This is a genomic window from Providencia burhodogranariea DSM 19968 (assembly GCF_000314855.2).
Lineage (GTDB): Bacteria > Pseudomonadota > Gammaproteobacteria > Enterobacterales > Enterobacteriaceae > Providencia > Providencia burhodogranariea.
Window position 1 is genome coordinate 849,695 of the sequence record NZ_KB233222.1, and the last position, 22,105, is coordinate 871,799.

The 22,105-nt window shown below is 38.6% G+C and carries 17 protein-coding genes, 2 tRNA genes and 1 pseudogene; 10 read left to right on the top strand and 10 right to left on the bottom strand.

Translation table 11 applies throughout. The annotated features are described in order from the left end of the window. Position 1: 1 nt before the first annotated feature. On the bottom strand, positions 2-2,701 hold the full coding sequence (rcsD, locus tag OOA_RS03530; protein ID WP_008910750.1) for a phosphotransferase RcsD: 2,700 nt from the start codon (positions 2,699-2,701) through the stop codon (positions 2-4). Between the two features lie 216 nt (positions 2,702-2,917). Between rcsD and OOA_RS03535 the strand changes: the two genes are divergently transcribed. Both OOA_RS03535 and OOA_RS03540 read left to right on the top strand, forming a co-directional pair. Continuing rightward, positions 2,918-3,005: transfer RNA gene (locus OOA_RS03535), tRNA-Ser, on the top strand. A gap of 5 nt (positions 3,006-3,010) precedes the next feature. Then, positions 3,011-3,086 (top strand) — tRNA-Thr (locus OOA_RS03540). A gap of 58 nt (positions 3,087-3,144) precedes the next feature. Here the strand turns inward: OOA_RS03540 and OOA_RS03545 are convergent. Then, positions 3,145-3,593 (bottom strand): annotated as a pseudogene (locus OOA_RS03545) (site-specific integrase); the annotation flags it as partial. Positions 3,594-4,086: 493 nt separating this feature from the next. After that, positions 4,087-4,314 carry a HEAT repeat domain-containing protein gene (locus OOA_RS03550; RefSeq protein ID WP_008910752.1) on the bottom strand — a complete coding sequence of 76 codons (228 nt, stop codon included), beginning with the start codon at positions 4,312-4,314 and terminating at the stop codon, positions 4,087-4,089. A gap of 1,156 nt (positions 4,315-5,470) precedes the next feature. Between OOA_RS03550 and OOA_RS21210 the strand changes: the two genes are divergently transcribed. Then, positions 5,471-5,734 carry a hypothetical protein gene (locus OOA_RS21210; RefSeq protein ID WP_008910753.1) on the top strand — a complete coding sequence of 88 codons (264 nt, stop codon included), beginning with the start codon at positions 5,471-5,473 and terminating at the stop codon, positions 5,732-5,734. 426 nt (positions 5,735-6,160) lie between these two features. Beyond that, positions 6,161-6,376 carry a YccJ family protein gene (locus OOA_RS03560; protein WP_008910754.1) on the top strand — a complete coding sequence of 72 codons (216 nt, stop codon included), beginning with the start codon at positions 6,161-6,163 and terminating at the stop codon, positions 6,374-6,376. 215 nt (positions 6,377-6,591) lie between these two features. Here the strand turns inward: OOA_RS03560 and gltP are convergent, their stop codons facing one another. Both gltP and OOA_RS03570 read right to left on the bottom strand, forming a co-directional pair. Further along, a complete protein-coding gene (gene gltP, locus OOA_RS03565; protein ID WP_008910755.1) occupies positions 6,592-7,899 on the bottom strand; it encodes a glutamate/aspartate:proton symporter GltP in 1,308 nt (435 codons plus the stop codon). 664 nt (positions 7,900-8,563) lie between these two features. After that, complete coding sequence (locus tag OOA_RS03570; protein ID WP_008910756.1) at positions 8,564-9,232, bottom strand: GntR family transcriptional regulator; 669 nt, start codon at positions 9,230-9,232, stop codon at positions 8,564-8,566. 393 nt (positions 9,233-9,625) lie between these two features. Between OOA_RS03570 and OOA_RS03575 the strand changes: the two genes are divergently transcribed. The 5 genes from OOA_RS03575 to OOA_RS03595 are packed head-to-tail and all read left to right on the top strand — an operon-like array spanning position 9,626 to position 15,805. Then, the gene (locus tag OOA_RS03575) at positions 9,626-10,864 is read left to right on the top strand and encodes an NRAMP family divalent metal transporter (RefSeq protein ID WP_008910757.1); all 1,239 of its coding nucleotides are present in this window, start codon (positions 9,626-9,628) and stop codon (positions 10,862-10,864) included. Between the two features lie 15 nt (positions 10,865-10,879). Continuing rightward, on the top strand, positions 10,880-11,650 hold the full coding sequence (locus OOA_RS03580; protein WP_008910758.1) for a LamB/YcsF family protein: 771 nt from the start codon (positions 10,880-10,882) through the stop codon (positions 11,648-11,650). Beyond that, positions 11,650-12,456, top strand: a complete 807-nt coding sequence (locus OOA_RS03585; RefSeq protein WP_008910759.1) for a putative hydro-lyase — start codon at positions 11,650-11,652, stop codon at positions 12,454-12,456. The genes OOA_RS03580 and OOA_RS03585 overlap by 1 nt, the downstream gene beginning before the upstream one ends. A gap of 9 nt (positions 12,457-12,465) precedes the next feature. Next, positions 12,466-14,070: a 5-oxoprolinase subunit B/C family protein gene (locus OOA_RS03590; protein ID WP_008910760.1), complete on the top strand. Its 1,605-nt coding sequence runs from the start codon at positions 12,466-12,468 to the stop codon at positions 14,068-14,070. Further along, on the top strand, positions 14,057-15,805 hold the full coding sequence (locus OOA_RS03595; protein ID WP_008910761.1) for an ATP-binding protein: 1,749 nt from the start codon (positions 14,057-14,059) through the stop codon (positions 15,803-15,805). Before OOA_RS03590 ends, OOA_RS03595 begins: the two co-directional genes overlap by 14 nt. Before the next feature lie 380 nt (positions 15,806-16,185). Here OOA_RS03595 and OOA_RS03600 read toward each other — a convergent pair whose 3' ends face one another. Next, positions 16,186-16,455: a hypothetical protein gene (locus OOA_RS03600; RefSeq protein ID WP_008910762.1), complete on the bottom strand. Its 270-nt coding sequence runs from the start codon at positions 16,453-16,455 to the stop codon at positions 16,186-16,188. A gap of 435 nt (positions 16,456-16,890) precedes the next feature. Between OOA_RS03600 and OOA_RS03605 the strand changes: the two genes are divergently transcribed. Continuing rightward, the gene (locus OOA_RS03605) at positions 16,891-17,433 is read left to right on the top strand and encodes a DUF924 family protein (RefSeq protein WP_008910763.1); all 543 of its coding nucleotides are present in this window, start codon (positions 16,891-16,893) and stop codon (positions 17,431-17,433) included. 79 nt (positions 17,434-17,512) lie between these two features. Here the strand turns inward: OOA_RS03605 and OOA_RS03610 are convergent, their stop codons facing one another. From OOA_RS03610 to OOA_RS03625, 4 genes are all read right to left on the bottom strand, one after another. Continuing rightward, positions 17,513-18,109 (bottom strand): TorD/DmsD family molecular chaperone, encoded by a 597-nt coding sequence (locus OOA_RS03610; protein ID WP_008910764.1) that lies wholly within the window; start codon positions 18,107-18,109, stop codon positions 17,513-17,515. A gap of 133 nt (positions 18,110-18,242) precedes the next feature. After that, positions 18,243-19,019, bottom strand: coding sequence for a dimethyl sulfoxide reductase anchor subunit family protein (locus tag OOA_RS03615; protein ID WP_008910765.1), 777 nt, complete (start codon positions 19,017-19,019; stop codon positions 18,243-18,245). A gap of 1 nt (position 19,020) precedes the next feature. Continuing rightward, on the bottom strand, positions 19,021-19,638 hold the full coding sequence (locus OOA_RS03620; protein WP_008910766.1) for a DMSO/selenate family reductase complex B subunit: 618 nt from the start codon (positions 19,636-19,638) through the stop codon (positions 19,021-19,023). 11 nt (positions 19,639-19,649) lie between these two features. After that, positions 19,650-22,079, bottom strand: coding sequence for a DMSO/selenate family reductase complex A subunit (locus tag OOA_RS03625; protein ID WP_008910767.1), 2,430 nt, complete (start codon positions 22,077-22,079; stop codon positions 19,650-19,652). Between the last annotated feature and the right edge of the window lie 26 nt (positions 22,080-22,105).

The window sequence follows — 22,105 nt, forward strand, 5'->3', positions numbered from 1 at the left end:
ATTATTGGTTACCTTCTGGCATTAGTTTTCTTACTGAGATATCCAGCTCTCTAATGCAATTACTTATTTTTATGCTGTTTTCTTCTGCTATGTAAAGTTCCAAGTCTTCACAAAGCTTATGAAGGAAACCAAAATCTAGCATAGCAAAAACTCCTTTTAAACGATGTGCTGTGTTTTTCAATTCGGTCAAATCCTCAACACTTTCGCTATTATACAGTTTATTAATATCTATCGGTACTGTTGTTATGAACAAATCTTTATAATCACTATTTGATAGAATATTTTGATAAGTATGAAGCATTCTTACCATCGACTCATCACTTATTGAGGCAAAATCTTGATTATCGGATGAAACTGAGTCTATGGAGCCTAAATTTGTATCTTCAGCTTCAGAATTTTCAATAAGTAAAGATATAGCATTAATCAGCTCATCTGCAAAGTTATAGTTAACCTCAAGGTGCCGCGATGTGATCGAGTTAATTCCAGCCACTGTCCCAGAAATTTTTATGATATTTTTAAATTGATTATCATTATTATCAGTAATCAATAAGTCCCAATCAGAATGTGGTGAGCTTTCATGCAAATTCAGAAATTCAGCGCCGTAATTAGATAATATATTTCTAACAATTTTGGATGCATCAATATTATGAATTGCTAAGCGAATATAGATGTCTTCAAGTAATTTAGGATAACTACCCGTAATGTTTGTAGATTTTGCTGGTAGTGTTATTTGATAATGAGAGCCTATTGTGGGGCTGCTATTGATAGTAAAAGTTCCGTTCATTTTTTTACTAATTACTCGGCATAAATAAAAAGCGATACCTGAGCGAGTAAACTGTGAAGCATTTAAGACTTGACCTGAGAATGGATGTTGTAGGTTATTCAGCTCTTGGCTGGTTAGACCTATTCCGCTATCTTTGATATCAATAATGATGGCTTTTATATCAGCCTGATAGTTAAGGTGAACTGATATTTTACCGAATGAAGTAGTATCAATAGAGTATTCAAATATAAGTTGTAATAAATGTTTAAGGTGAGTTGAATCTAAAGAGAATAAGGAATCTACATTGATATTATTATGAAAGTAAAGTGAAAGTCCTTTGTTCCTGAGTCGATAAAGGTTTTGTTTTAAAAATTGATTTAATAGTAAACTCACCGAAATTCTATCGGCGTTGAGTCGAGCTGTTGGCGATTCCAGCGTATTTAATAGATTAATATTATTAAACCAACGATTAATATGTCCAGTTTGTATTATTATTTGGTCGATATAGGTTTGCTTTTCTTCTTCCGGCGCGTTAGATAGCTTGTCAATCGCTTTGCTCATCTCTAGTAATGATGGTTGAATTTCACTTTGCATATTTTCAAACACAACTTTTCTGAGTTGAATATTTTTATTATATTCACGATTAACGAGTTCTTGGCGCCGTTGAGTCAATGCTTCTTTATCTTTATCAATAACAATAAATAGGTAAGTATCCTCTAACATATCGATATTGATAAGGATTATCTCATAGACGTTATTTTCAATTGAGACTTGAATCATGTCATGATTTTTTGTCGCCATTTCTTTGATATGACTGAGATCCATAGAAGGTAATAATGCGTTTGCTGGAGCATTACCCAATAGTTTTTTGTTGTTTGTGAAGTCGTAAACCAAGACGCCATAACTAATATTGTTAATAATGTCATGGTTAAGTGTTTCTTTAAATTTCAGCTCATGCTGCATCGCTGTGTTAGGTGAAATGATACGTTTACGAATAAATATACTGGTAAAAAACAATAGTAGTATCACCACAAGCATGCAGACTAGTAGTGCTAGGTTATATCCAATGATCCCAATAACAAGATCTTTTAAAGAGACACGATAATAGACTTGATAATTACTGCCCTCGATCGTCTGACTAAAAACTAAATTGGCACCACGCATTTCAAAATTTGCTTCTTTACTATTGGCACTATTGCGGGGAGATATCGAAATATTATCGCCTTTCAAATTAAATGGCATAGCTGAATTGATAGAAATATCAAAAGAGATCACGCTGGTTAATTGACCAGGAGAATTAAACATAAGCCGGTAGGTATAATAATAGATATTGTTTGGCGTCAACTTTTGCAGATTTGATATCCATTCGCGTCTATCTAACAGTGTTGACTGCGTTAACATGTCAGCCCGTTTTTCTTCAGCGGTGAGTATTAGATAACTTTCTTTATAACGTAGATCAGGTCTCATAATAGAGTGAGTGGTGACTAAGATAAGTGTGTTATCAGAACCATTGAGATAATACATCGAATTAAATTCATTGCGAGCACCCCAAACTATTTCCATATAGTCTGCAAGCTTACTTGCCAGAATGGTATTTTGAGGTTTATCGCTACCAAATAAAATGGCATCAATAGTTTGATTCGAGCTACTAAGCCAATAAACATCGTTACGGATTTTGGTCAGAGGGGAGGTTACAGTAGAGGAAACTTTGTTTGGCTTCTGATTGGTCATTTTATACATTAAATTCGCTTGATAGCGGTAATCCTCTATTTGATATGCGAATTGTTTTGCCATTGTACTAAGAGCAGCTTCACGGCTAAGTTTCCATGCATGATAAGAGTTATATAGCGAAAGCGAAAACATCACCACAAGTAGTAGGATTAGGACATAAAATAAGCGTAAAAGCAGCGTCGTTTTTAATAGCGATTGTCTGTACATATTGTGGTGGACTGTCCTGTCGGTAAAAAATAGATTAATTGATTAAAAATCATACGTCTATAAAACGAGAAGACACCGATTTTGCACAGATATTAACACTTTTCTTATGAAATAGAGAGTAATTGAGTGAAGATTAGCCAAACAGCATAAAAAAATCATTTTTTTTGCTTTCAAGGGTAGACAAGTAGTCATGATTCCTCCATAATCGCGCCCCATGGAAGGATGGCCGAGCGGTCGAAGGCAGCGGTCTTGAAAACCGCCGATGGGTAACCATCCTAGAGTTCGAATCTCTATCCTTCCGCCATATTAGCCGGCTTAGCTCAGTTGGTAGAGCAACTGACTTGTAATCAGTAGGTCACCAGTTCGACTCCGGTAGCCGGCACCAAATAAGAACCCGTTATCTCTCAACCAGATAGCGGGTTTTTTCTTGCTTGTAATTCATGTCATTTAACAGCCTCTAGTAGTTGATGGGACATATTTGGGACATCATCAGCAAAGAGGGCGTCTATTTTAAGTGCGTGCTCTTTTAAGTGGGAAGGAGCCAAGTGAACATATCGCCTGACCATTTCTATGTTTTCCCATCCGTCCATTTTTTGTAGTGCAGACAATGGCACTCCAGCCTGAACTAACCAACTTGCCCAAGTATGCCTTAAGTCATGAAAGCGAAAGTTTGTTATTCCAATCTTGAGAAGACCAGTTTTCCAAGCAGTATTATCATCAACGCTCATTTTCCTTACTTTTCCAGTAGGGCTACCGTCCGATCAATGCCAAGCTTCAGTGTGAACAAAATATATTGCTGATGCTTTCCTATCTGTATTCGCAATACTTTGCATACTGTTTTGTTTAGAGCGACACCGATAGCCTTCCCTCCTTTTACGTCTTCCGAATGGATCTAAGCATTCAAATGAAGTTATTTTATTTACTATTATCCGTATTCTTAGAATCAGGCTTTGTTTAAACTTGCGGATCACTCTCAGAAAAACTCGTTCGGAGGGACAAAATAAAAGAGACAGGGGAGAGATTCATGAACAACGAAGAGGGATTATGAGAGGTGAAAAATCAGATTATAATGTGCTTGATAAGGATTAATCATGAGGGTTTGATTTTCGAGCTAGAATTATTTTATCAGCTAATTAATTTGCCTCATCAACTAGTGCAGAAAGATTGTGATCCGTTAATAGGTTGTCTAAAACGCGGTTTAAATAAATATTGTTTTTTCAAGCCAACCTTGAGTCGATAGTATCGTATCTATCATTTTATAAACTGTATCCGCTAATTAAAATAGAATTTTCAATAAAAAACATCTTCTATCAGGACATCATGATAAAGGTAATATTTTAATTTTGATAATGGAATAAGATTTTTTCACTTATTTTAATACACATTTAAGTTATATCGCCTAATAACTTACTTAATGATCTTATCGCTGCAATTGCTATATCTTTATTTTCATCTTTACATAGAGATAATAGTTTTTTAATTACTTCAGGATGCTCGGCAGCAGATTTAATGTCACCAATAGAAGAAATTAAAGTTATTTTTATTATGTCATTGTTATTATGGCTATTTAATAAGCTTAATAATGAGTTCACTACTGTTATTTGAAATCCCATCACTTATCCTTTTGATTTATATCCCATTAATGTAAACATCAATATTAGTAATTATTTATATTCTATACAATCTATCTGCATGGCTCCATAAATAAATTAACTGAAATTACTGTTAGGCAATAAATAAAACAATACTACTTATTTGAGTTTGGTAGGCGTGTTTTTTAAAAACAAACAGCTATTATCTGTGGTTTTTAAATTTATCAAACTAATATTACAGAGTGTAATAAAGTGGTGTAAAACGTAAGTTACTAGGTTCTGTTGGTTTATTTAATTAAGCTTAAGTGTTTTTAAGTAATTTTTTAGTAGTTTATGATTTTGGGGTTTAGATAATGGAATAGAAAGCTTGATTTGGGTTTTCATTCACTTTCAATGAATTGAATTTTTAGATGTTTTTCGGTTTATCATTATATGGTTGATAAATATAATGATCAAAATTAGCGAAGGGGATATTACAAATGTACAAAATTAAAAATTATGATGGTAATTAAATTGATTGAGTGGAAATCAGTCGACTAAAATTATTTTTTACTCATGGCAACTTGATAAGCGCGACTATTTATTTGAATCAAGGCACTTTTTTTGTAGGTTAAGCAATGCATGTTGTGGCATCGGGGCCGTTAACATTAAGTTATATTCCTTACATTCATTGGTCTGTTCGTTCTGTTTAATTTTGGTAGATGTACATCCTGTGAGTACTATAAAAAGACATAAGTGGATGATTATTCTCATGGAAATCCTCAATCATTGTAATCTGTGTTTTAATTTAGCATTAACTATTAGCTCAATACTATCATTTTTGCTATCTAATTATGGTGAGTATATTTTTATGAAACTCATTAATAAGAAATTTCTGAAATCTCATTCATTGTTAATTGCTCTTAACCCTAACATACATCAGTTATTAATATTCATATATAATTACCTGTGGTCAAAGATTCAAAATCCTTCTCAGCCTCCTTTGGGCAAGACATTTGCGCGATTATATTCTTAGATGAAACTTCATTTTGTTAGGCTATTTTTTCATTTGAAAATTTATCATTTCTATTGTTAATCAAATGAATTAATTAAAATAAATTGATAATCAATCACATAAGCTTGCTGAATTATGCTAAATTAATACTATATAGCTACTTGAGACCCAAAGGGAGAATTAATGTATTCGTTTATTAAAAAAATGATATTTGAAAATTTCACAGTAAAAAAAGATATAAAAAATCTTGATTCCCAAGAGAAGGCATTATTGATTTATTTTTTGCATTCAAGGTACAAAAAAAGAAAGATACGGCTCTATAAAGATGCGTCGAAAAGGCTTATTGATAAGGGCATACTTAAGGTTGTTGACTCTGAGGTAAAGCCTGGGAATAAGTTAGTTAAGATATCTGACAAATATTATTCAGCATTGAAAAATAACTTGTAACTTAATCCATCATTGGTGACAGTTATTCGAGTGACTGCTAAAGCATTCAATATCATTTATTGGATGGTAGCGGTTGGAGTATTATGATTTCATCATTCAACAGCTGTTCTTACGTATCCAATAACACAATATCAAATGATAATGAGATATGCTGCCAAGCAGTGTCAATTTGTGTGAATATGAGCCTTATGTTATCAGTTTATTTACAATCCTCTACCATATATCTTGAGTCATACTAACTATGCTGTATGTCGGTACAGATAGCGCACAATAAATAGTATTCAATTAATGATGAAATATAAACATTCTCAAGAGAGAATCGCTGCCAAATAATCAGTTTTTTCCCTGTAGCTCATATGGTTTATCTATTGTATAGTGAAATTGTTCAGATTATTTTTACGTCAAAATTAACTCAAGGAGTTAGGAATGAGTGATTCTCTAAACATTGAAGCATGGGCTAAAACCAGAGAAACATCTATTGAAATCGCTGAAGCTATTTTTGAATTAGCTAATAATGATGAAATTTTAGCGGAAAAAATTTGGGAAGAAGGTTCTGATGAAGTGCTTCCATTAGCGTTTGCGAAAACTAAAGCAGATAGGTTGTTTTGGGGTGAAGAAACCATTGAAAGACAAAATGTATAGATAATATTTGTTGCCCCGCATAGATATAATGTGGGGTATTTCCTCGTGTGACTTCCCTCGAATTACCATATCAGCTATACCAGCAATTGTTTTGGCGGCATAACGAAGATAAGAGATTCGGCTCATATTTCTCGGCTATTGTGTGCCTTGTATGACCTCATAGCAAAACACCGAGACGAGCCCGGTGTTTAATAAGATGAATAGCTTATGAATAATTAAAAAGTTTTCTCATATTCGAGAGCTTTTTTCTCATCATAATTATGTTCCCATTTAGCCACTACAAGTGCAGCAAGCGCATTACCAACAACGTTTAATGCAGTACGTGCCATATCCAGTATGCGGTCAACACCAGCGATGAAGGCTAACCCTTCAAGAGGAATACCCACGCTCCCTAAGGTAGCCAGCAGAACAACAAAGGAGACACCGGGAACACCAGCAATACCTTTCGAGGTGATCATCAAGGTAAATACCAGAATTAGTTCTTGGCCAATAGAAAGTTCAATACCATATAGTTGGGCTATAAATATTGCGGCAATACTTTGATAGAGTGTAGAACCATCAAGGTTAAACGAGTAACCAATAGGGATAACAAAACTGGTTACGGATTTAGGCGCACCGTATTTTTCCATTTTATCCATGATTCTAGGTAATACTGTTTCAGAACTTGCTGTTGAGTAGGCGAGTAACAGTTCGTCTTTTAATATTCTCATCAACATAAAAATGTTGATTTTGCAGTAGCGAGCAACAAGTCCTAACACCACGACAGCAAAGAACAGAATGGCGCAGTGAACTAAAATAACCAATTTTAACAATGGTACAAGCGATGCAAAGCCAAAGTTAGCGACAGTCACAGAGATCAGTGCAAATACCCCTACAGGTGCATACATCATGATCATATTAGTGACACGGAACATAGTTTCAGAGAAAGTTTGCATAACGTCTAGCAATGGTTGTTTTTTCTCTTTTGGTAATGAAGATAGTCCTAAACCAAATAACACGGCGAAAAAGATCACAGGTAACATGTCACCGCTTGCCATAGAAGCAAAGATATTGCTGGGTACCATTGTTAGGATTGTGTTGATAATGCCAGAAGGGTGACTTTCAACTTCTTGTGTCGTTCTTTCATATTGTGAAATATCAACCTGAGTCAGTTGCGACATATCGATACCGACACCAGGTTGGAAAATATTGGCGAAACTAATACCGACAACAATCGCAATCGTGGTAATTATCTCGAAATAGAGAATAGTTTTAAAGCCTAATGAGCCGAGCTGTTTAGTATTTCCGACGCCAGCAATCCCAACAATTAATGTTGAAATAACAATCGGCACAACAATCATTTTAATTAATTGTATAAATATTTTACCTGCGGGAGATAATATATTTGATATTAACCAATCTTTATATTCTACACTTTCGTGCAATAACGCACCTACAATAACCCCTAAAATAAGCGCTACCAATATTTGCCACCCTAGGCCAAATTTAAATGTTTTCTTCGTTGAAATGTTGTTTGAAGTCATAATGGAATCTCAATTATATTAATAATTTTTATGTTTGTATTTTTTCTATGACAAATTTTATAACGAATAATCGCTAAAACTACAACCATTAGATCGAGGAAATTGAACCATTTTGGCAAGTTAATGATCTGTGCAAGGTAAATTTGTAGAGTTTTTGTATGTTTTTGTAACAAAATGGTACGATAATGTGCTTTTAAGGTTTTAGATATTTAATTTCTTAGTTGATAGTCGAAATGGTTAATATTAATTAATTGTTGCTATTGTGTTTGCTGAATGTTAATTCTTGCTTAAAAAGCAATCAAATAAAGTAAGGTAAATTTACTCGATAAAAAGCTATTTATTTTACCCTAAAAAGGTAATAGCTCATTATAAGGTGGATTTTTAGCGATATATTTCACTAAGAGTAAGGAGTGAATAAAGGGAGTGAATATGTTTTCACTAAATATGAAAGGCTTTATAGTTTTATTTACTAACGCTATTCTTTATATTGCGAACAGAATTGTGTATCAGAGTTAATATTGTGAGCAGTGTGAGAACGTTTTAGAATATATCATTATAGTTGGTGAGATACTTTACTATTGATTTGGTTCAATCACACAATTTAACCTGAACTGGTGAATTTATCAGCTAACTGCATATGAATTATTTAGATGAAACGATGATATCAGGCAGAATAACCTGTTTGACTACGTTTATAAGCTGCAAGTAAAGTTCGTTCAGATAAATCTAAATAGCGGCTTAATTCTTCCGCGGCCTCTTGATTTAGCCCTGCATCCAATAAACTTAAAATAGATTGGTTTTTGTCGATATAGGGAGCATAGAGAATTTTAGGGTCATTGAGGTGCCCAAATGCTAATCGTAATTCGGCGGCAACATTTCGATATAGCTTAATGAGGCGTTCACTATCTGACAATTCGACAATTGCCGTATGAAACTTCATATTCGCCGTACCAACACCTACCCAGTTTTCAATTTTCTCTTGTTCACGAGCATCACAAACTGCCTGCTTCATCTTTTGTACAGCAGGATGCATTGCATAAGCATTTCTCAACGAATCACATTCAAGTAATCGACGTACTTGGAAAATATCGATAATGGCTGCCATATCCGGTATAGACACAAACACGCCCTTATTCGGTGCATAGGTGAGTAACCCTTCTTGAGTGAGCACTCTAAACACTTCACGCAATGTGTTCCGTGAAATTTCAAGTTCGTCACTTAAGGCTGCTTCGGATAAGCGTTGCCCCGGGCTAAGTTCGCCAATCGTGATCTTGTAGCGGATCGTCTCTGCAATCGTTACAGCTAAGGTTTGTGTAACTGGCTGTTTTGTCATAAATAAATTTTCTAAATTAAATAGCTAGCGAATTTTTCGCGTTATTAATGGTTATCTTCACATATTAGCTAAACCGCAGCAAGATTCCTTTTGGTGCATCGCCAGCATCAAAATATCCATTTGTGCACCAAAATGGTGAAAATAACATAAAGCCCATCCTCAACTAATGTTAATAAATTACATCATTTGTTAAATAAGTGATCAGCCTTTGACTTTTTGATCATGAAAAACGATTTTTATTGCTTGTTAATTCATCATTTCATATTAATTGTTCAACAATCTAAGGTTAATGAGTTAACAATAAAAAATATTAGTAGAACAATGGCACGATAATTGCCTTTGTAATCATCACAACATCAATAATTACAAAATAATCTAAAAAGGATTATGCATATGGCAGCTCAAGAAAACATTAACACAGCAGAATTTGTTAAAAAAAGACGTGCTTCACTTATTAGTGCAATCTTTTTAATGGCAACATCAGCAATCGGACCGGGCTTTATAACCCAAACTGCAACATTTACAGTCACACTTGGTGCAGCATTTGCCTTCGGGATACTTGCTTCGATCGTAATCGATTTTGTTGTGCAGCAAAATATTTGGCGTGTTGTCACATTGACTAAGATGCACTCTTCCGATATTGCCAATATAGCGATACCAGGGAGCGGATATCTTCTGGCAGTCTTAATTATTTTTGGCGGATTCATTTTTAATATCGGAAACATTGCAGGAGCAGGATTAGGATTAAATGCAATGGTCGGATTAGATCCCAAATGGGGTGGGTTGATAAGTGCGATATTAGCGATTTATATTTTCTCATCACGCAAAGCTAGCTCGTTTATTGATCGATTGATGATTGGCTTAGGTTTAGTGATGATTGGATTGACGCTATTTGTGGCTATTGTGTCTGATCCACCTGTCGGTGAGGCACTACGCCAAAGTGTTCTGCCAGATACCGTTGATTTTGCGATGATCACCACCATTGTTGGAGGAACGGTTGGCGGTTATATCTGTTATGCAGGCGCTCATCGGTTATTAGATAAAGGTACTGTTGGTGTTGAAAACATTCATGTGATTTCCAGCGCGGCAACTAAAGGGATCATTACCGTTGGTTTGATGCGTTATATTCTGTTTTTAGCGATTTTGGGCGTCGTTGCGAGCGGTGTCACTATTGATATCTCAGGTCAAGCTGCGAACCCAGCATCTCAAGCTTTCCAAGCAGCAGCAGGTAACGTCGGATTACGTATTTTTGGTTTAATTTTATGGGCAGCAGGTTTAACAAGTGTAATTGGTGCGGCTTATACTTCAATGAGTTTTCTCACTGCATTTAAGAAATCTATTACTCCAAGACAACGCGATATCGCTACCATAATTTTCATTGCGATTTCGTTAGCCATCTATTTGCTGATGGGAACTGCTCCAGCTGCATTACTTGTCTTCGCAGGTGGATTTAATGGGCTGATACTCCCTATCGGTTTAACTATCTTTGTCTATATCGGATGGAAACGTGCGGATTTGATGCCTGGGTATCGCTATCCCCGCTGGTTGTTGTGGTCTGGCCTTATTACCTGTGTACTTACTTGGTATATGGCGGTGATGTCAGTCGAAGCTATCTTTAATTATTTGAAATAGAGGTCATAGAGAACAATGAAAAAAATCATCGATTTAAACAGTGACCTTGGAGAAAGTTTTGGGCAATGGCAAATGGGTAATGATGCAGCCATGCTCAACGTAGTCAGTAGTGCCAACGTTGCTTGTGGTTTTCATGCAGGATCACCTGAAGGTATTTTAAAAACGCTTAAGGCTGCGAAATCTAACAATGTAGTGATTGGTGCACATGTTGGTTACCCTGATTTAGTCGGATTTGGTCGTCGAAATATGGATGTTGCATCTGATGAATTAACCGCTGATGTGATCTACCAAATTGGCGCACTGAACGGTTTGGCGGCAGCTATTGGTAGTCAAGTCACTTATGTTAAACCTCATGGTGCATTGTATAACACAATAGCACACGATAAACGTCAAGCGATGGCAGTGATTGAAGCAATCAAAGCTATTGATTCAACATTAATTTTGGTTGCACTGGCGGGGTCACAATTGATTGAATGGGCACAGGAAAATGGTTTAACAGTAGTCGCCGAAGCCTTTGCCGATAGAGCTTACCACGCGGATGGAACCTTAGTTTCACGTAAACAAGCTGGTTCTGTATTGCATGATCCAGTTGAAGTTGCGCAACGGATGCTGCAATTAGTTAATGAAGGTGGCGTGATATCGATAGAAGGAAAATTTACCCCGATTGACGCTGGCTCAATTTGTGTTCATGGCGATAGCCCCGGAGCACTAGCAATGGCTCAACAAGTCCGTGAATTACTACAGCAAAATGGTGTTGAAATTAGTGCATTCGCAGGAGATAAATGATGACAGCATTATTTAAAGCTTCAAAAAAAGCGATTGCAGCTGCAAAAGCAGCAAGGGAAGAAATTCGTCAGGGATTTGATAAACCAACAGCGGGTTTAGCCCCTGGAATGACACAGGCCAATATGATTGCATTACCGCGTGATTGGGCATTTGATTTTTTACTTTATGCACAGCGTAATCCAAAAAGTTGTCCCGTATTAGATGTGTGTGAAGCGGGTAGTTGGAAAACTATTTTAGCGGAAGATGCTGATTTGCGAACAGATATTCCGCGTTATCGGGTATGGCGCGAAGGCAAGATGGTGGAGGAAATCACTGATGCAACAGCGATTTACCGTGAGCATCCTGACTTAGTCACATTTTTGATTGGTTGCAGCTTTACCTTTGAAACCTCAATGATGGAAGCGGGTATTGACGTACGCCATATCAGCGATAACACGAATGTACCGATGTATAAAACTAATCAGCTCTGTCGTCCCGCAGGGCGCTTACAAGGTGAATTAGTGGTTTCGATGAGACCGGTTCCTGCCAATCGTGTTGCGGATGCAGTCAGTATTACTGGGCGTTTTCCTTCAGTTCATGGTACGCCAGTGCATATTGGTGCACCCGAACAGCTGGGCATCACTGATATCATGCAACCCGATTTTGGCTCGGCTGTGCGTATTGACGAAGGTGAAATCCCCGTGTTCTGGGCTTGCGGTGTAACACCACAGGCAGCAGTAATGAAATCAGGTGTTCCATTCGCACTCAGTCATGCACCGGGGCATATGTTTATTACGGATGTACCTGATGCTGCTTACCATGTATAGGAGGGACTAATGCGATTTTTACCCGTCAATTTAAGTGCTTTTATGGTCGAGCTACAAAGTCTTGAAGAGACAATGGCTTTAACTGATTTGCTGCGCGATAAGTCACGAAAGTTTGCTATTGAAGAAATAACGCCTGCCGCAAGAACGGTGCTAGTACGCTTTAATCCAGCCATCACTGATGTGAATTCCTTGGTTAGGCAAATAGCTGCGCTTGATATATCAATTACTGATGTTAAATCCGGTCAACTCGTCACGATCCCTGTACATTATAACGGTGAAGATTTAGTGGAAGTTGCGGAATATCTTGGTATTTCAGTAGATGAAGTGATTAGAAGGCATACGAGTAATGAATATCAAGTCGCTTTTTGTGGCTTTGCCCCCGGTTTTGCTTATATGGTCTCTAAGAATGCTGAGCTTAATGTTCCGCGTAGGCAATCACCGCGTATTCGTATCCCTGCTGGCTCAGTGGCATTAGCTGGGGAGTTTAGTAGTATTTATCCGCAAGCTAGCCCAGGTGGTTGGCAGCTTATTGGTGTGACTGATACGGCAGTTTGGGATATCTACCGTGAAGAGCCAGCTTTGCTAAAACCGGGTTATCGTGTGAGCTTTGTCGATGCAAGCAAAGCCCCAGTTACACACAGTTTGCCTCGAACTAAAGCATCTCTGGAAGTAGTTGGACACCGTGAAGATATTACTGTGCTAGCAACAGGTTTACAGACATTATTACAAGATTCTGGGCGCATAGGGCAAGCCGCATTGGGAATTTCTGAGTCTGGAGCAATGGATAAAGGTGCCTTGCGTAGTGCAAACCGCCTTGTAGGTAATGCGATTAATGAGGTTGCCTTAGAGATCACACAAGGTGGTTTTAAAGCACAAGCCAATTGTTCAATGCTGGTGGCCGCGACAGGGGCTACCTGCGAAATCGAAATTACCACTATTGAAGGCGTGAAATATTTAGTTCAGCAATATCAGCCTATACAGCTCGCGAAGGGCGATATTATTCGCTTCGGCAGAGCAACTCAAGGTGTGCGTAGCTATTTAGCCATTCGAGGTGGAATAGAGATGGCTCAAGTATTAGGCAGCTGTTCATTTGATACTTTGGCACAAGTTGGACCGCTCCCCATAACCACTGGTCAAACATTCGCAATGAAATCACTTAAATACCAAACAGCGATTTCACTTAACGAACCCGTCATGATGGATTATCCAAGTGCCGGTGAAGTTGTCATCCTAGATGTCGTGCTTGGACCTCGAACTGATTGGTTTACGGTGAAGGCTTTGCAATCGTTGACATCACAGTTATGGCAAGTCACAGCCGCTTCTAATCGAATTGGTTTGCGATTACAGGGAGAAACACCGTTAGAAAGAGAAAAGCATCAGGAATTACCGAGTGAGGGAACTTGTGTTGGTGCGATCCAAATCCCTGCTAATGGTCAGCCAGTATTATTTTTAAACGACCATCCTCTAACAGGTGGTTATCCCGTCATTGGTGCAGTGTGTGAATACCATTTAGATTTAGCGGGGCAAATCCCCGTTAATGCAAAAATCCAATTTAATCCTATTGGTGAATTTAAAGAATTTGAAGGGAGTCGTGACGCTTATGCTAACAATTAATAATAATACAACCCATAAAGTGTTGATCGCAAACCGCGGCGAAATTGCGGTACGTATTATTCGAGCTTGTCGAGATATTGGTTTTAACTCTGTTGCGGTCTACGCAGATGCTGACATTAGTGCTCTGCATGTGCAAATGGCAGATGAAGCCTACGGTTTGTCCGGTAATACACCAGCTGAAAGTTATCTGAATATGGAAAAGCTGATTGCAGTAGCAAAAAAATCGGGCGTAACCATGGTACATCCGGGATACGGTTTTTTATCTGAGCGTGCCGAATTTGCTCGTGCCGTTCAAGATGCGGGCTTAATTTGGATTGGACCGAATCCTGAAACAATTGAAGTATTAGGTGATAAAGTCAAAGCACGTCAAATTGCGATGCAAGTAGGTGCTCCTTTAGTCGTGGGCACTAAAGAACCCGTCAAAGAAGCTAAAGAAGTGATTAAATTCGCACATACTAATGGTTTACCGATTGCTATCAAAGCAGCATTTGGTGGTGGTGGTCGAGGCTTAAAGGTTGCATGGCAAATAGAAGAAGTAGAAGAGCTGTATCATTCTGCGGTTCGTGAAGCGGTGGTTGCTTTTGGTCGAGGTGAGTGCTTTTTAGAGAAATTTTTACATAATCCACGCCATATAGAAGCTCAAGTCATTGCGGATCAGTTCGGTAATGTGGTGGTGGTGGGAACTCGTGATTGCTCGTTACAGCGACGTAATCAGAAATTGGTCGAAGAATCACCGGCACCGTTTTTATCTGAATCATTGCAACAACAAATTATTCAGGCATCTGTCGATATTTGTGCCAAAGCAAATTATGTCGGTGCGGGTACTGTGGAATTTTTGCTTAGCCAAGACGGTACATTATCTTTTCTCGAAGTGAATACACGCCTACAAGTAGAACATCCAGTGACGGAAGAAACGGCTGGTATAGATTTGGTTGTTGAGCAATTGCGTATTGCACAAGGATTGCCGCTAAGTATTAGCGAAACACCAAAGCCTCGTGGGCATGCGTTTGAATTTCGTATTAATGCTGAAGATGCAGGTAATGGCTTTTTACCAACACCGGGTACGATCCATCTTTTTAATGCGCCTTCAGGTCCCGGAGTCCGCTTAGATACGGGGGTTGTTGCAGGTTCAACTATTCCTAGCACGTTTGATTCGCTAATGGCAAAACTGATTGTGGTGGGAAATACCCGCGAACAGGCTATTCAGCGCGCTCGTCGTGCGTTGGCTGAATTTTCCATTGAAGGCGTTGCTTCCGTATTACCTTTTCACCGCGCAGTAATGGAAAGCGCTGATTTTTGCGAACAATTCAAAGTGCATACACGTTGGATTGAAACGGAGTTTGATGTACAGATTGCACCTGCAAAACGCAAAATTCCTCAACATGATTCAGACATTACACGAACTTTTATTGAAATTGATGGGAAACGCTGTCAGCTTGGCCTACCGACACAGTTACTAGCAGGTTTATCGTTACAATCTGCGGAAAATCGCTCATCTAATTCAATGCAAGTTGATGAGCAGCAAGAACAGATCGTCAATGCTCCTATTTCCGGTGTGTTATTTAATTGGTTAGTCGCAGAAGATAATGCGGTATCACAAGGTGAGGTTATTGGGATAATGGAAGCGATGAAGATGGAAGTTCAAGTTATCGCACATCGTTCTGGGAAATTAAAACATATGGCGAGTAAAGGTGATTATATTGACGCTGACTGTAAAATTGCTGAAATTTATTAATTAACCATTCCTCGAATTAAACGCAGGTTCAGGGGGTAATATCGTTCGATTAAAAACGATGAATCACCAAAGAATCAGCGCTAAATAATCAGCTCTAGATCATCAGGTTAGTAAGCTGAGTGGCTAACCTGATTTCTTATTACATTATTGCAATTTAAATGATGTAATAATTATTGAGTGAATATGTATGTTGAGTGTACTCAATGAGATAGATTTAACTTATTGAAATAAATAAAAAGTAACCCTATCGTTTATAACGAATGATAAAATTTTTTACTAAAAACGTGACATGTCACGCAACGCATTTAATCACCAAATACTCTTCTATTATCGCCATTACGATGTAATCAATAACGTTTCAACCTAGGATTAATCACAGCTTAACGAGAACCTCTCTCAGGTAATGATCGCAATGGAGGATTTGGAGCTGGCACGCTATGTTTAGCATTTTTTTCGATTTCGTCACTATCTCGATAAACTTCACCACACATAAAATAGAGATTCGGGCGTTTAGATTCAAGGTAGGATTTTCGGCTGACACATTGCTCTTGTGTAAAAATGGTGTCAGTAACAGGAAGTGCGTCGCACGCATCCGAGCCACAAGGACTAACCCATAATGCCCATCCAATGAGTACCATATGTCCAGCCATTCGAATCGTCCTCCCAACAAGAATAAGTTAACGCCAAGCCACAATACGCTGGCTAAATTTACTATTGATAAATCATTGATATAACGATTGCTAATGAACCTAAAGTAAAATACAAATATGCATTAATAGGTTTAAAGTAAATTTTATCATTGGAATGATCAAATGTATGTAATGGTATGAAAATTCATTGTAAGTTGACACTAAATACTAAATTAATAGCCATCAATTTTTCCAATGCACAGGCTCTTAAAGTGAGGTTCTTTTAATGATCTAGCTATAACTAACAATAACTCGAATATTTTGGAACCACTTCGCAAAAACACAAAATATTTAACTAGTAATTGTGATTTTAAGAGGTAGCGCATGACAATGATAACCAATTTTATTTACGATAAAAAATAACTTATCACTAACAAACTTAGGTATCGAGCGCTTATGAATGCCATGGAAAATGTTTTGACATTTTGGTTTGAGGAATCAGCACCAAAGCAATGGTTCGAGAAAAGTGCAAAATTTGATTCAATAGTCACTCAGCGCTTTGCTGGAATAATGGAACGGGCAGCGAAAGGTGAACTTGCGTATTGGCGGGTTTCTATTCGTGGTAGGTTGGCTGAAATCATTATATTGGATCAGTTTTCGCGTAATATCTGGCGCGATACACCAAAGGCGTTTGCCCAAGATAATATGGCATTGGTGTTAGCACAGGAGGCGATAAAACAAACCGACTATAATTTACTTACATTGTCTCAACGTAAATTTATATTGATGCCATTCATGCATTCGGAATCTAGTTTTATTCATCAGCAAGCGGTTGAGTTATTTCGGGGGTTGGGTGACGATAGTACCTTAAACTACGAAATGCAACATAAGGCGATTATTGATCGTTTTGGTCGCTATCCTCATCGTAATGAGATCTTGAGGCGCCAATCAACCCAAGATGAGATAACCTTTTTACAACAACCAAATTCTTCCTTTTAAGTCGGATATATTATAACAAACGGCTTGAATTTGCAGCGAATAGAGTTTGCTGCAAATTCATTCACAAATTTCTATCACATTAACGGAATAGCTCCGCTTGTGTTGGTGATAAATTATAATGCTGTTCTATGGCGCGCAAATATTGCTCACTAATCAATGCTAACTGTGAGTAAAACGCATGCTCTGTTGGGGTTTCTTGCACTAAAGTGAGATACCGATAAGCCCACGGTAGTAAATGTTGTTCGAGTAAACTTATCGCGGCTTCGGTTTGTTCTTGTTCACAAAGTGCCGAGATTGCCATCATCATCAAACCAAATTGATCCTCAGGTTCACGTATCCCTGTATCGGTGGTAAGCCCATGAGCCATTAAAAACTGACGATAGTCTGCGGTTGATGCTCCCATGACAGTATTATCATGCTCTAAATAAACTGAGCCCCACGGTGGTGCAGGCATTATGCCTTGTCCTTCAAAAAGAACTGAAAAATCGTAGTTAAGGGTATCTGTTGGCTGTTGTGATAATGACAGGCAAAGCGGCACTAGCTCATCTGCATTATCCCAATCATAAAGTGATGGGATCTCCGCTAAAACAGGGATGAGCTGAGAAATAGTTTCTGATTGCGGGGAATAGTAAAAACATGCGCCTAAAATGCGCGCTAATGTAGTATCAATAACCATTATTTATCTCTTTTTTGTTAAGGTAACAATCGTTTTGGTTTTGGGTACATACAAAATGGGTGAATCATTAAAGATGAAGAGCCTGCAAATGCAGGCTCCACAAGATCATCATGGCATCGTTATCGACGCAAGATTACATGGTTATCTGCCAAAGATTGTAGAATGCAATACGACCAGCAAGTTCCGCTAGGAGCACTGCTGCAACACAGGTTGCCAGAGTTGCTTTCGGTGCACGTTGCTTTAATGCCATCCCAATAAAACCCGCTAAAGCAATCACGAGAACAACCACTTGGAATCCCCAAAAACCAGTTTGTTCTGTACTTATCATCGGGCCTGTTTCAGTGAGAAATGCCTGATAACCTGCTCGGCTAGCAAAAATAACTAGCGCACCAAGTAAGAATGACGCAAGACCAAGGCCGCGAGCACCAATTGCAATCGCGAGTGCCCCTCCACCAACAAGCATCGTCATCCACATTTGTAATGTCGTGTAGCCAGTATTCCAGTTTGCAATTGATGAGATATTATAAACTTGTGGAATTGACCATACAAAGGCGACACCAGAAATGACGGTAGCAATATTGGCTAACTCACGCAGTACTGATTGCTTATAAAATAGCGTAAAAAATAGTGTTGCCGCAGCACAACCGACAAAAACACCACTTAAGAACGCTTCATTACTCATTGGTGAACGGCCAACGCCTAAGAGCATATTGAAAAATCGCAGAGGTTGCCCTACGTGTAAGCCGCCGATACCTAAGCCAATGATGGCAACGATAAAAGCAAGTATATTGGCATTTTTCAGTTGTTTTTCATCAATTGAACCCATTTTTTTACTTAAATAAGCGAGTAAAAATAGTCCCACAGCAGACTGCCCGAACACGGTGAAAAAGACTAATGGTAGTTCATGCATTTTACACCTCCGCCGGATTTTTTAATTCGCCACTTTTATCGCCTGAAGGCTTAGCATCTTTATGCGGCTTAATGACAATATTAGGGTTAGTTATGCTTGGGTCTGGCATTGGTGCGATACCACACTCAGTGCCATGAAGTTCACGCAGTACATTGATGTCATCAAAGTCTAGAGCACGTTGTGGACATGACTCAACACAAACAGGCTTCATACCTTTAGCAACGCGTTCATAGCAGCCGTCGCATTTACTCATCAGTTTTTTCTTTTCATCATATTGTGGTGCGCCATACGGGCAACGTAATTCACAATAACGGCAACCAACACATACGGACTGGTCCACAACCACTAATCCATCTTCTGCACGTTTATGCATAGCGCCTGTTGGGCAGCCTTCAACACAAGTTGGGTTTGAGCAGTGATTACAAGAAATAGATAAATAGTAGCTATAGACATTTTGCTGCCAAATACCATCTTGTTTTTGCCAACTACCACCACCAAATTCGTACACCCGACGGAATTTAGGGCCTAAATCGAGATCTTTTTCATCCTTACAACTGACTTGACATGTTTTACAGCCAGTACATTTTGTGGAGTCAAAATAAAATCCATACTGTTTCATAAATTAACTCCTTAAGCGCGTTTCACGTCAACAAGATTAGTATGTTGTGGCGTTCCTTTTGCCAATGGCGAAGGAACTTGTGAGGTAAGGGTGTTGATACAGCCGCCTGTATCCAGCCCTGCTTGGTCTAGCGTACGCCATGCACCTTGCGGAACTGCAATAACCCCCGGTAAGACGCGCTCAGTTACTTTAACTTTAATCTGAATACGGCCACGGTCATTAAAAATTTCAGCAATATCGCCATTGCTTAATCCACGCTGCTCGGCATCAACCGGGTTGAGCCAGAATTGATGTGGAATAGCTTCACGTAACATTGCAACGTTAAAATAAGTGGAATGCACGTGACCTTTATCGTGGAAACCAGTCATTAATAGAGGATGTTTTTTCTGGCTATTTTGTTGCTCAACACCTTCATGGTTAACACAATACTCAGGAACAGCAGGAATACGTTGGCCTTCTGGTAGCTCCCAGTTTTTAACGCGCTCAGCTAGCTGCTCAGAGTAAATTTCAATTTTGCCTGATGGTGTTTTTAGTGGATTAGCGTCAGGGTCATCACGAAAATCTTTTAGTGCGATATATTTTGAAGTATCGGCAAATTTACGATCAACAATGCCCGCGCCATCGGTTTCACTAAATTCTGGCAAATGAGGCATTTTTTCACGGGTTTTATTGTAGCAATATTCAATCCATTGCTCGTAGGTGCGACCTTCAGTGAACTGATCTTTCACTCCCATTTTTTCAGCAACTTCAGCTAAAACATCATAATTAGGGCGATTTTCCCATAATGGTTCTATGGCATTTTGTAGACGAACCAGATAATGATAAGCGCCACTCGCATAGGAGTTATTGATTAGATCGTTAGTTTCGACAGGTGTCACGTCCGGTAATAGCAAATCTGCATATTGAGCGGATGGCGTGTTGTGGTTATCCCATACTAAGATAAATTCACATTTAGATTCATCCGACAAAATTTCATGGGTTTTATTCAAGTCTGCATGTTGGTTACCAATCACATTACTTGAGTAGCACCACATAAATTTAATGTCATTATTGAGTTTGTCAGCGCCTTTGATCCCACCATTTTCTGCTGTGAGTTCTTTGCCGCGAACAATGGCTTCTGTCCACATAAATGAAGGCAAAGTAGCTTTAACAGGATTTGGTAAACCAAAACCTGCAACAGGATAAGCAACACTATTTCCCCAGAGTCCGGTGTTAGTACCAGAGCGACCGATATTACCCGACATAATTGGTAGCATCATGATAGAACGACACGCTTGTTCACCATTTTCTGTGCGCTGTAGACCCCAACCTTGAGAAATCCAAGCATGATTTGAATTACCAATTTCACGAGCAAGTTGAATAATTCGTGAAACTGAAATTCCCGTCAGTTTACTTGCCCATTCTGGTGTTTTAGCAATTCCATCAGGACCATTACCCAAAATATAATCTTTATAAGATGCATTACGTGGAGCAGTAGCAGGGAGTGTACTTTCATCCCAACCCACACAATAATTTTTCAAAAACTCTTCGTCAGTTAGGCCTTCTTGGATCATGACATAACCAAGAGCAGCAACGAGAGCCGCATCAGTTCCCGGATAAATAGGGATCCATTCTGCGCCTAATGTGGTCACACTATCAGTTCGGCGTGGGTCAATGATAATAACTTTAGCTTTGCTTTTTTCTAACGCGTTCAGTGTTTCATAAAATTGACCGCCACCTGACATTCGGGTTTCTGCAAGGTTATGACCAAACATAACAACTAAGTCAGAGTTTTGAATTTCAGATAGCAGAGATTCTTCAACGCTACCATAAACGTAAGGTGTAATTTCCATCAATTGAGCGTAGGAATATGTTCCATAGTCACCAAGGAATCCACCAGTTAAGCTCAGCAAGCGTTTACAAGCTGCACGTCCATGTAAGTTTGCACCTGTGGAACCTGTTCCATATTGATAGTAAATCGCATCACTGCCGTAAGTATCAATAGTATATTTGAGTTTTTCGGCAATAATCGTGGTTGCTTCATCCCAACTGATTTTTTTGAACTTTCCTTCACCTCGTTTACCAACACGAACCATTGGGTATTTAAGGCGATCTGGATTATAGGTTTTCCAGCGAACAGAGCGGCCACGTAAACAAGGGCGAATTTGATGTTCACCCAATGTTGAGTCGTCATACATGGTTTCATTCGAAATTCGGCTGATGACACCATCTTTGACATGAACTTTTAGCGGACAACGGCTCCCACAATTGACTAAACATGCGCTATAACTGATTTTTTCACTGATTTCATCAGGCATGATTTCCGGTGTTTTTGCTTGAGCAGCAAAAGGCAGGGTGATTGAGCCAGCAACAGCTGCAGCGGTTGCAACCGTTGCGGAGGTTTGAATAAATTCCCTCCTGCTCAGTTCTCCAAAATGAGTATTCTTATTAGTTTTATGCATTGACATTGCCTATATGTAAAGTTCGA

What these genes read in the sequence shown, in the direction of transcription:
- OOA_RS03570 (WP_008910756.1), bottom strand. Translation starts at nt 9,232, where the DNA reads ATGACAAAACAGCCAGTTACACAAACCTTAGCTGTAACGATTGCAGAG.
- OOA_RS03605 (WP_008910763.1), top strand. Translation starts at nt 16,891, where the DNA reads ATGAATGCCATGGAAAATGTTTTGACATTTTGGTTTGAGGAATCAGCA.
- OOA_RS03575 (WP_008910757.1), top strand. Translation starts at nt 9,626, where the DNA reads ATGGCAGCTCAAGAAAACATTAACACAGCAGAATTTGTTAAAAAAAGA.
- OOA_RS03580 (WP_008910758.1), top strand. Translation starts at nt 10,880, where the DNA reads ATGAAAAAAATCATCGATTTAAACAGTGACCTTGGAGAAAGTTTTGGG.
- OOA_RS03595 (WP_008910761.1), top strand. Translation starts at nt 14,057, where the DNA reads ATGCTAACAATTAATAATAATACAACCCATAAAGTGTTGATCGCAAAC.
- OOA_RS03620 (WP_008910766.1), bottom strand. Translation starts at nt 19,638, where the DNA reads ATGAAACAGTATGGATTTTATTTTGACTCCACAAAATGTACTGGCTGT.
- OOA_RS21210 (WP_008910753.1), top strand. Translation starts at nt 5,471, where the DNA reads ATGTATTCGTTTATTAAAAAAATGATATTTGAAAATTTCACAGTAAAA.
- OOA_RS03590 (WP_008910760.1), top strand. Translation starts at nt 12,466, where the DNA reads ATGCGATTTTTACCCGTCAATTTAAGTGCTTTTATGGTCGAGCTACAA.
- rcsD (WP_008910750.1), bottom strand. Translation starts at nt 2,701, where the DNA reads ATGTACAGACAATCGCTATTAAAAACGACGCTGCTTTTACGCTTATTT.
- OOA_RS03615 (WP_008910765.1), bottom strand. Translation starts at nt 19,019, where the DNA reads ATGCATGAACTACCATTAGTCTTTTTCACCGTGTTCGGGCAGTCTGCT.
- OOA_RS03600 (WP_008910762.1), bottom strand. Translation starts at nt 16,455, where the DNA reads ATGGCTGGACATATGGTACTCATTGGATGGGCATTATGGGTTAGTCCT.
- OOA_RS03560 (WP_008910754.1), top strand. Translation starts at nt 6,161, where the DNA reads ATGAGTGATTCTCTAAACATTGAAGCATGGGCTAAAACCAGAGAAACA.
- OOA_RS03585 (WP_008910759.1), top strand. Translation starts at nt 11,650, where the DNA reads ATGACAGCATTATTTAAAGCTTCAAAAAAAGCGATTGCAGCTGCAAAA.
- OOA_RS03550 (WP_008910752.1), bottom strand. Translation starts at nt 4,314, where the DNA reads ATGGGATTTCAAATAACAGTAGTGAACTCATTATTAAGCTTATTAAAT.
- OOA_RS03610 (WP_008910764.1), bottom strand. Translation starts at nt 18,109, where the DNA reads ATGGTTATTGATACTACATTAGCGCGCATTTTAGGCGCATGTTTTTAC.
- gltP (WP_008910755.1), bottom strand. Translation starts at nt 7,899, where the DNA reads ATGACTTCAAACAACATTTCAACGAAGAAAACATTTAAATTTGGCCTA.
- OOA_RS03625 (WP_008910767.1), bottom strand. Translation starts at nt 22,079, where the DNA reads ATGCATAAAACTAATAAGAATACTCATTTTGGAGAACTGAGCAGGAGG.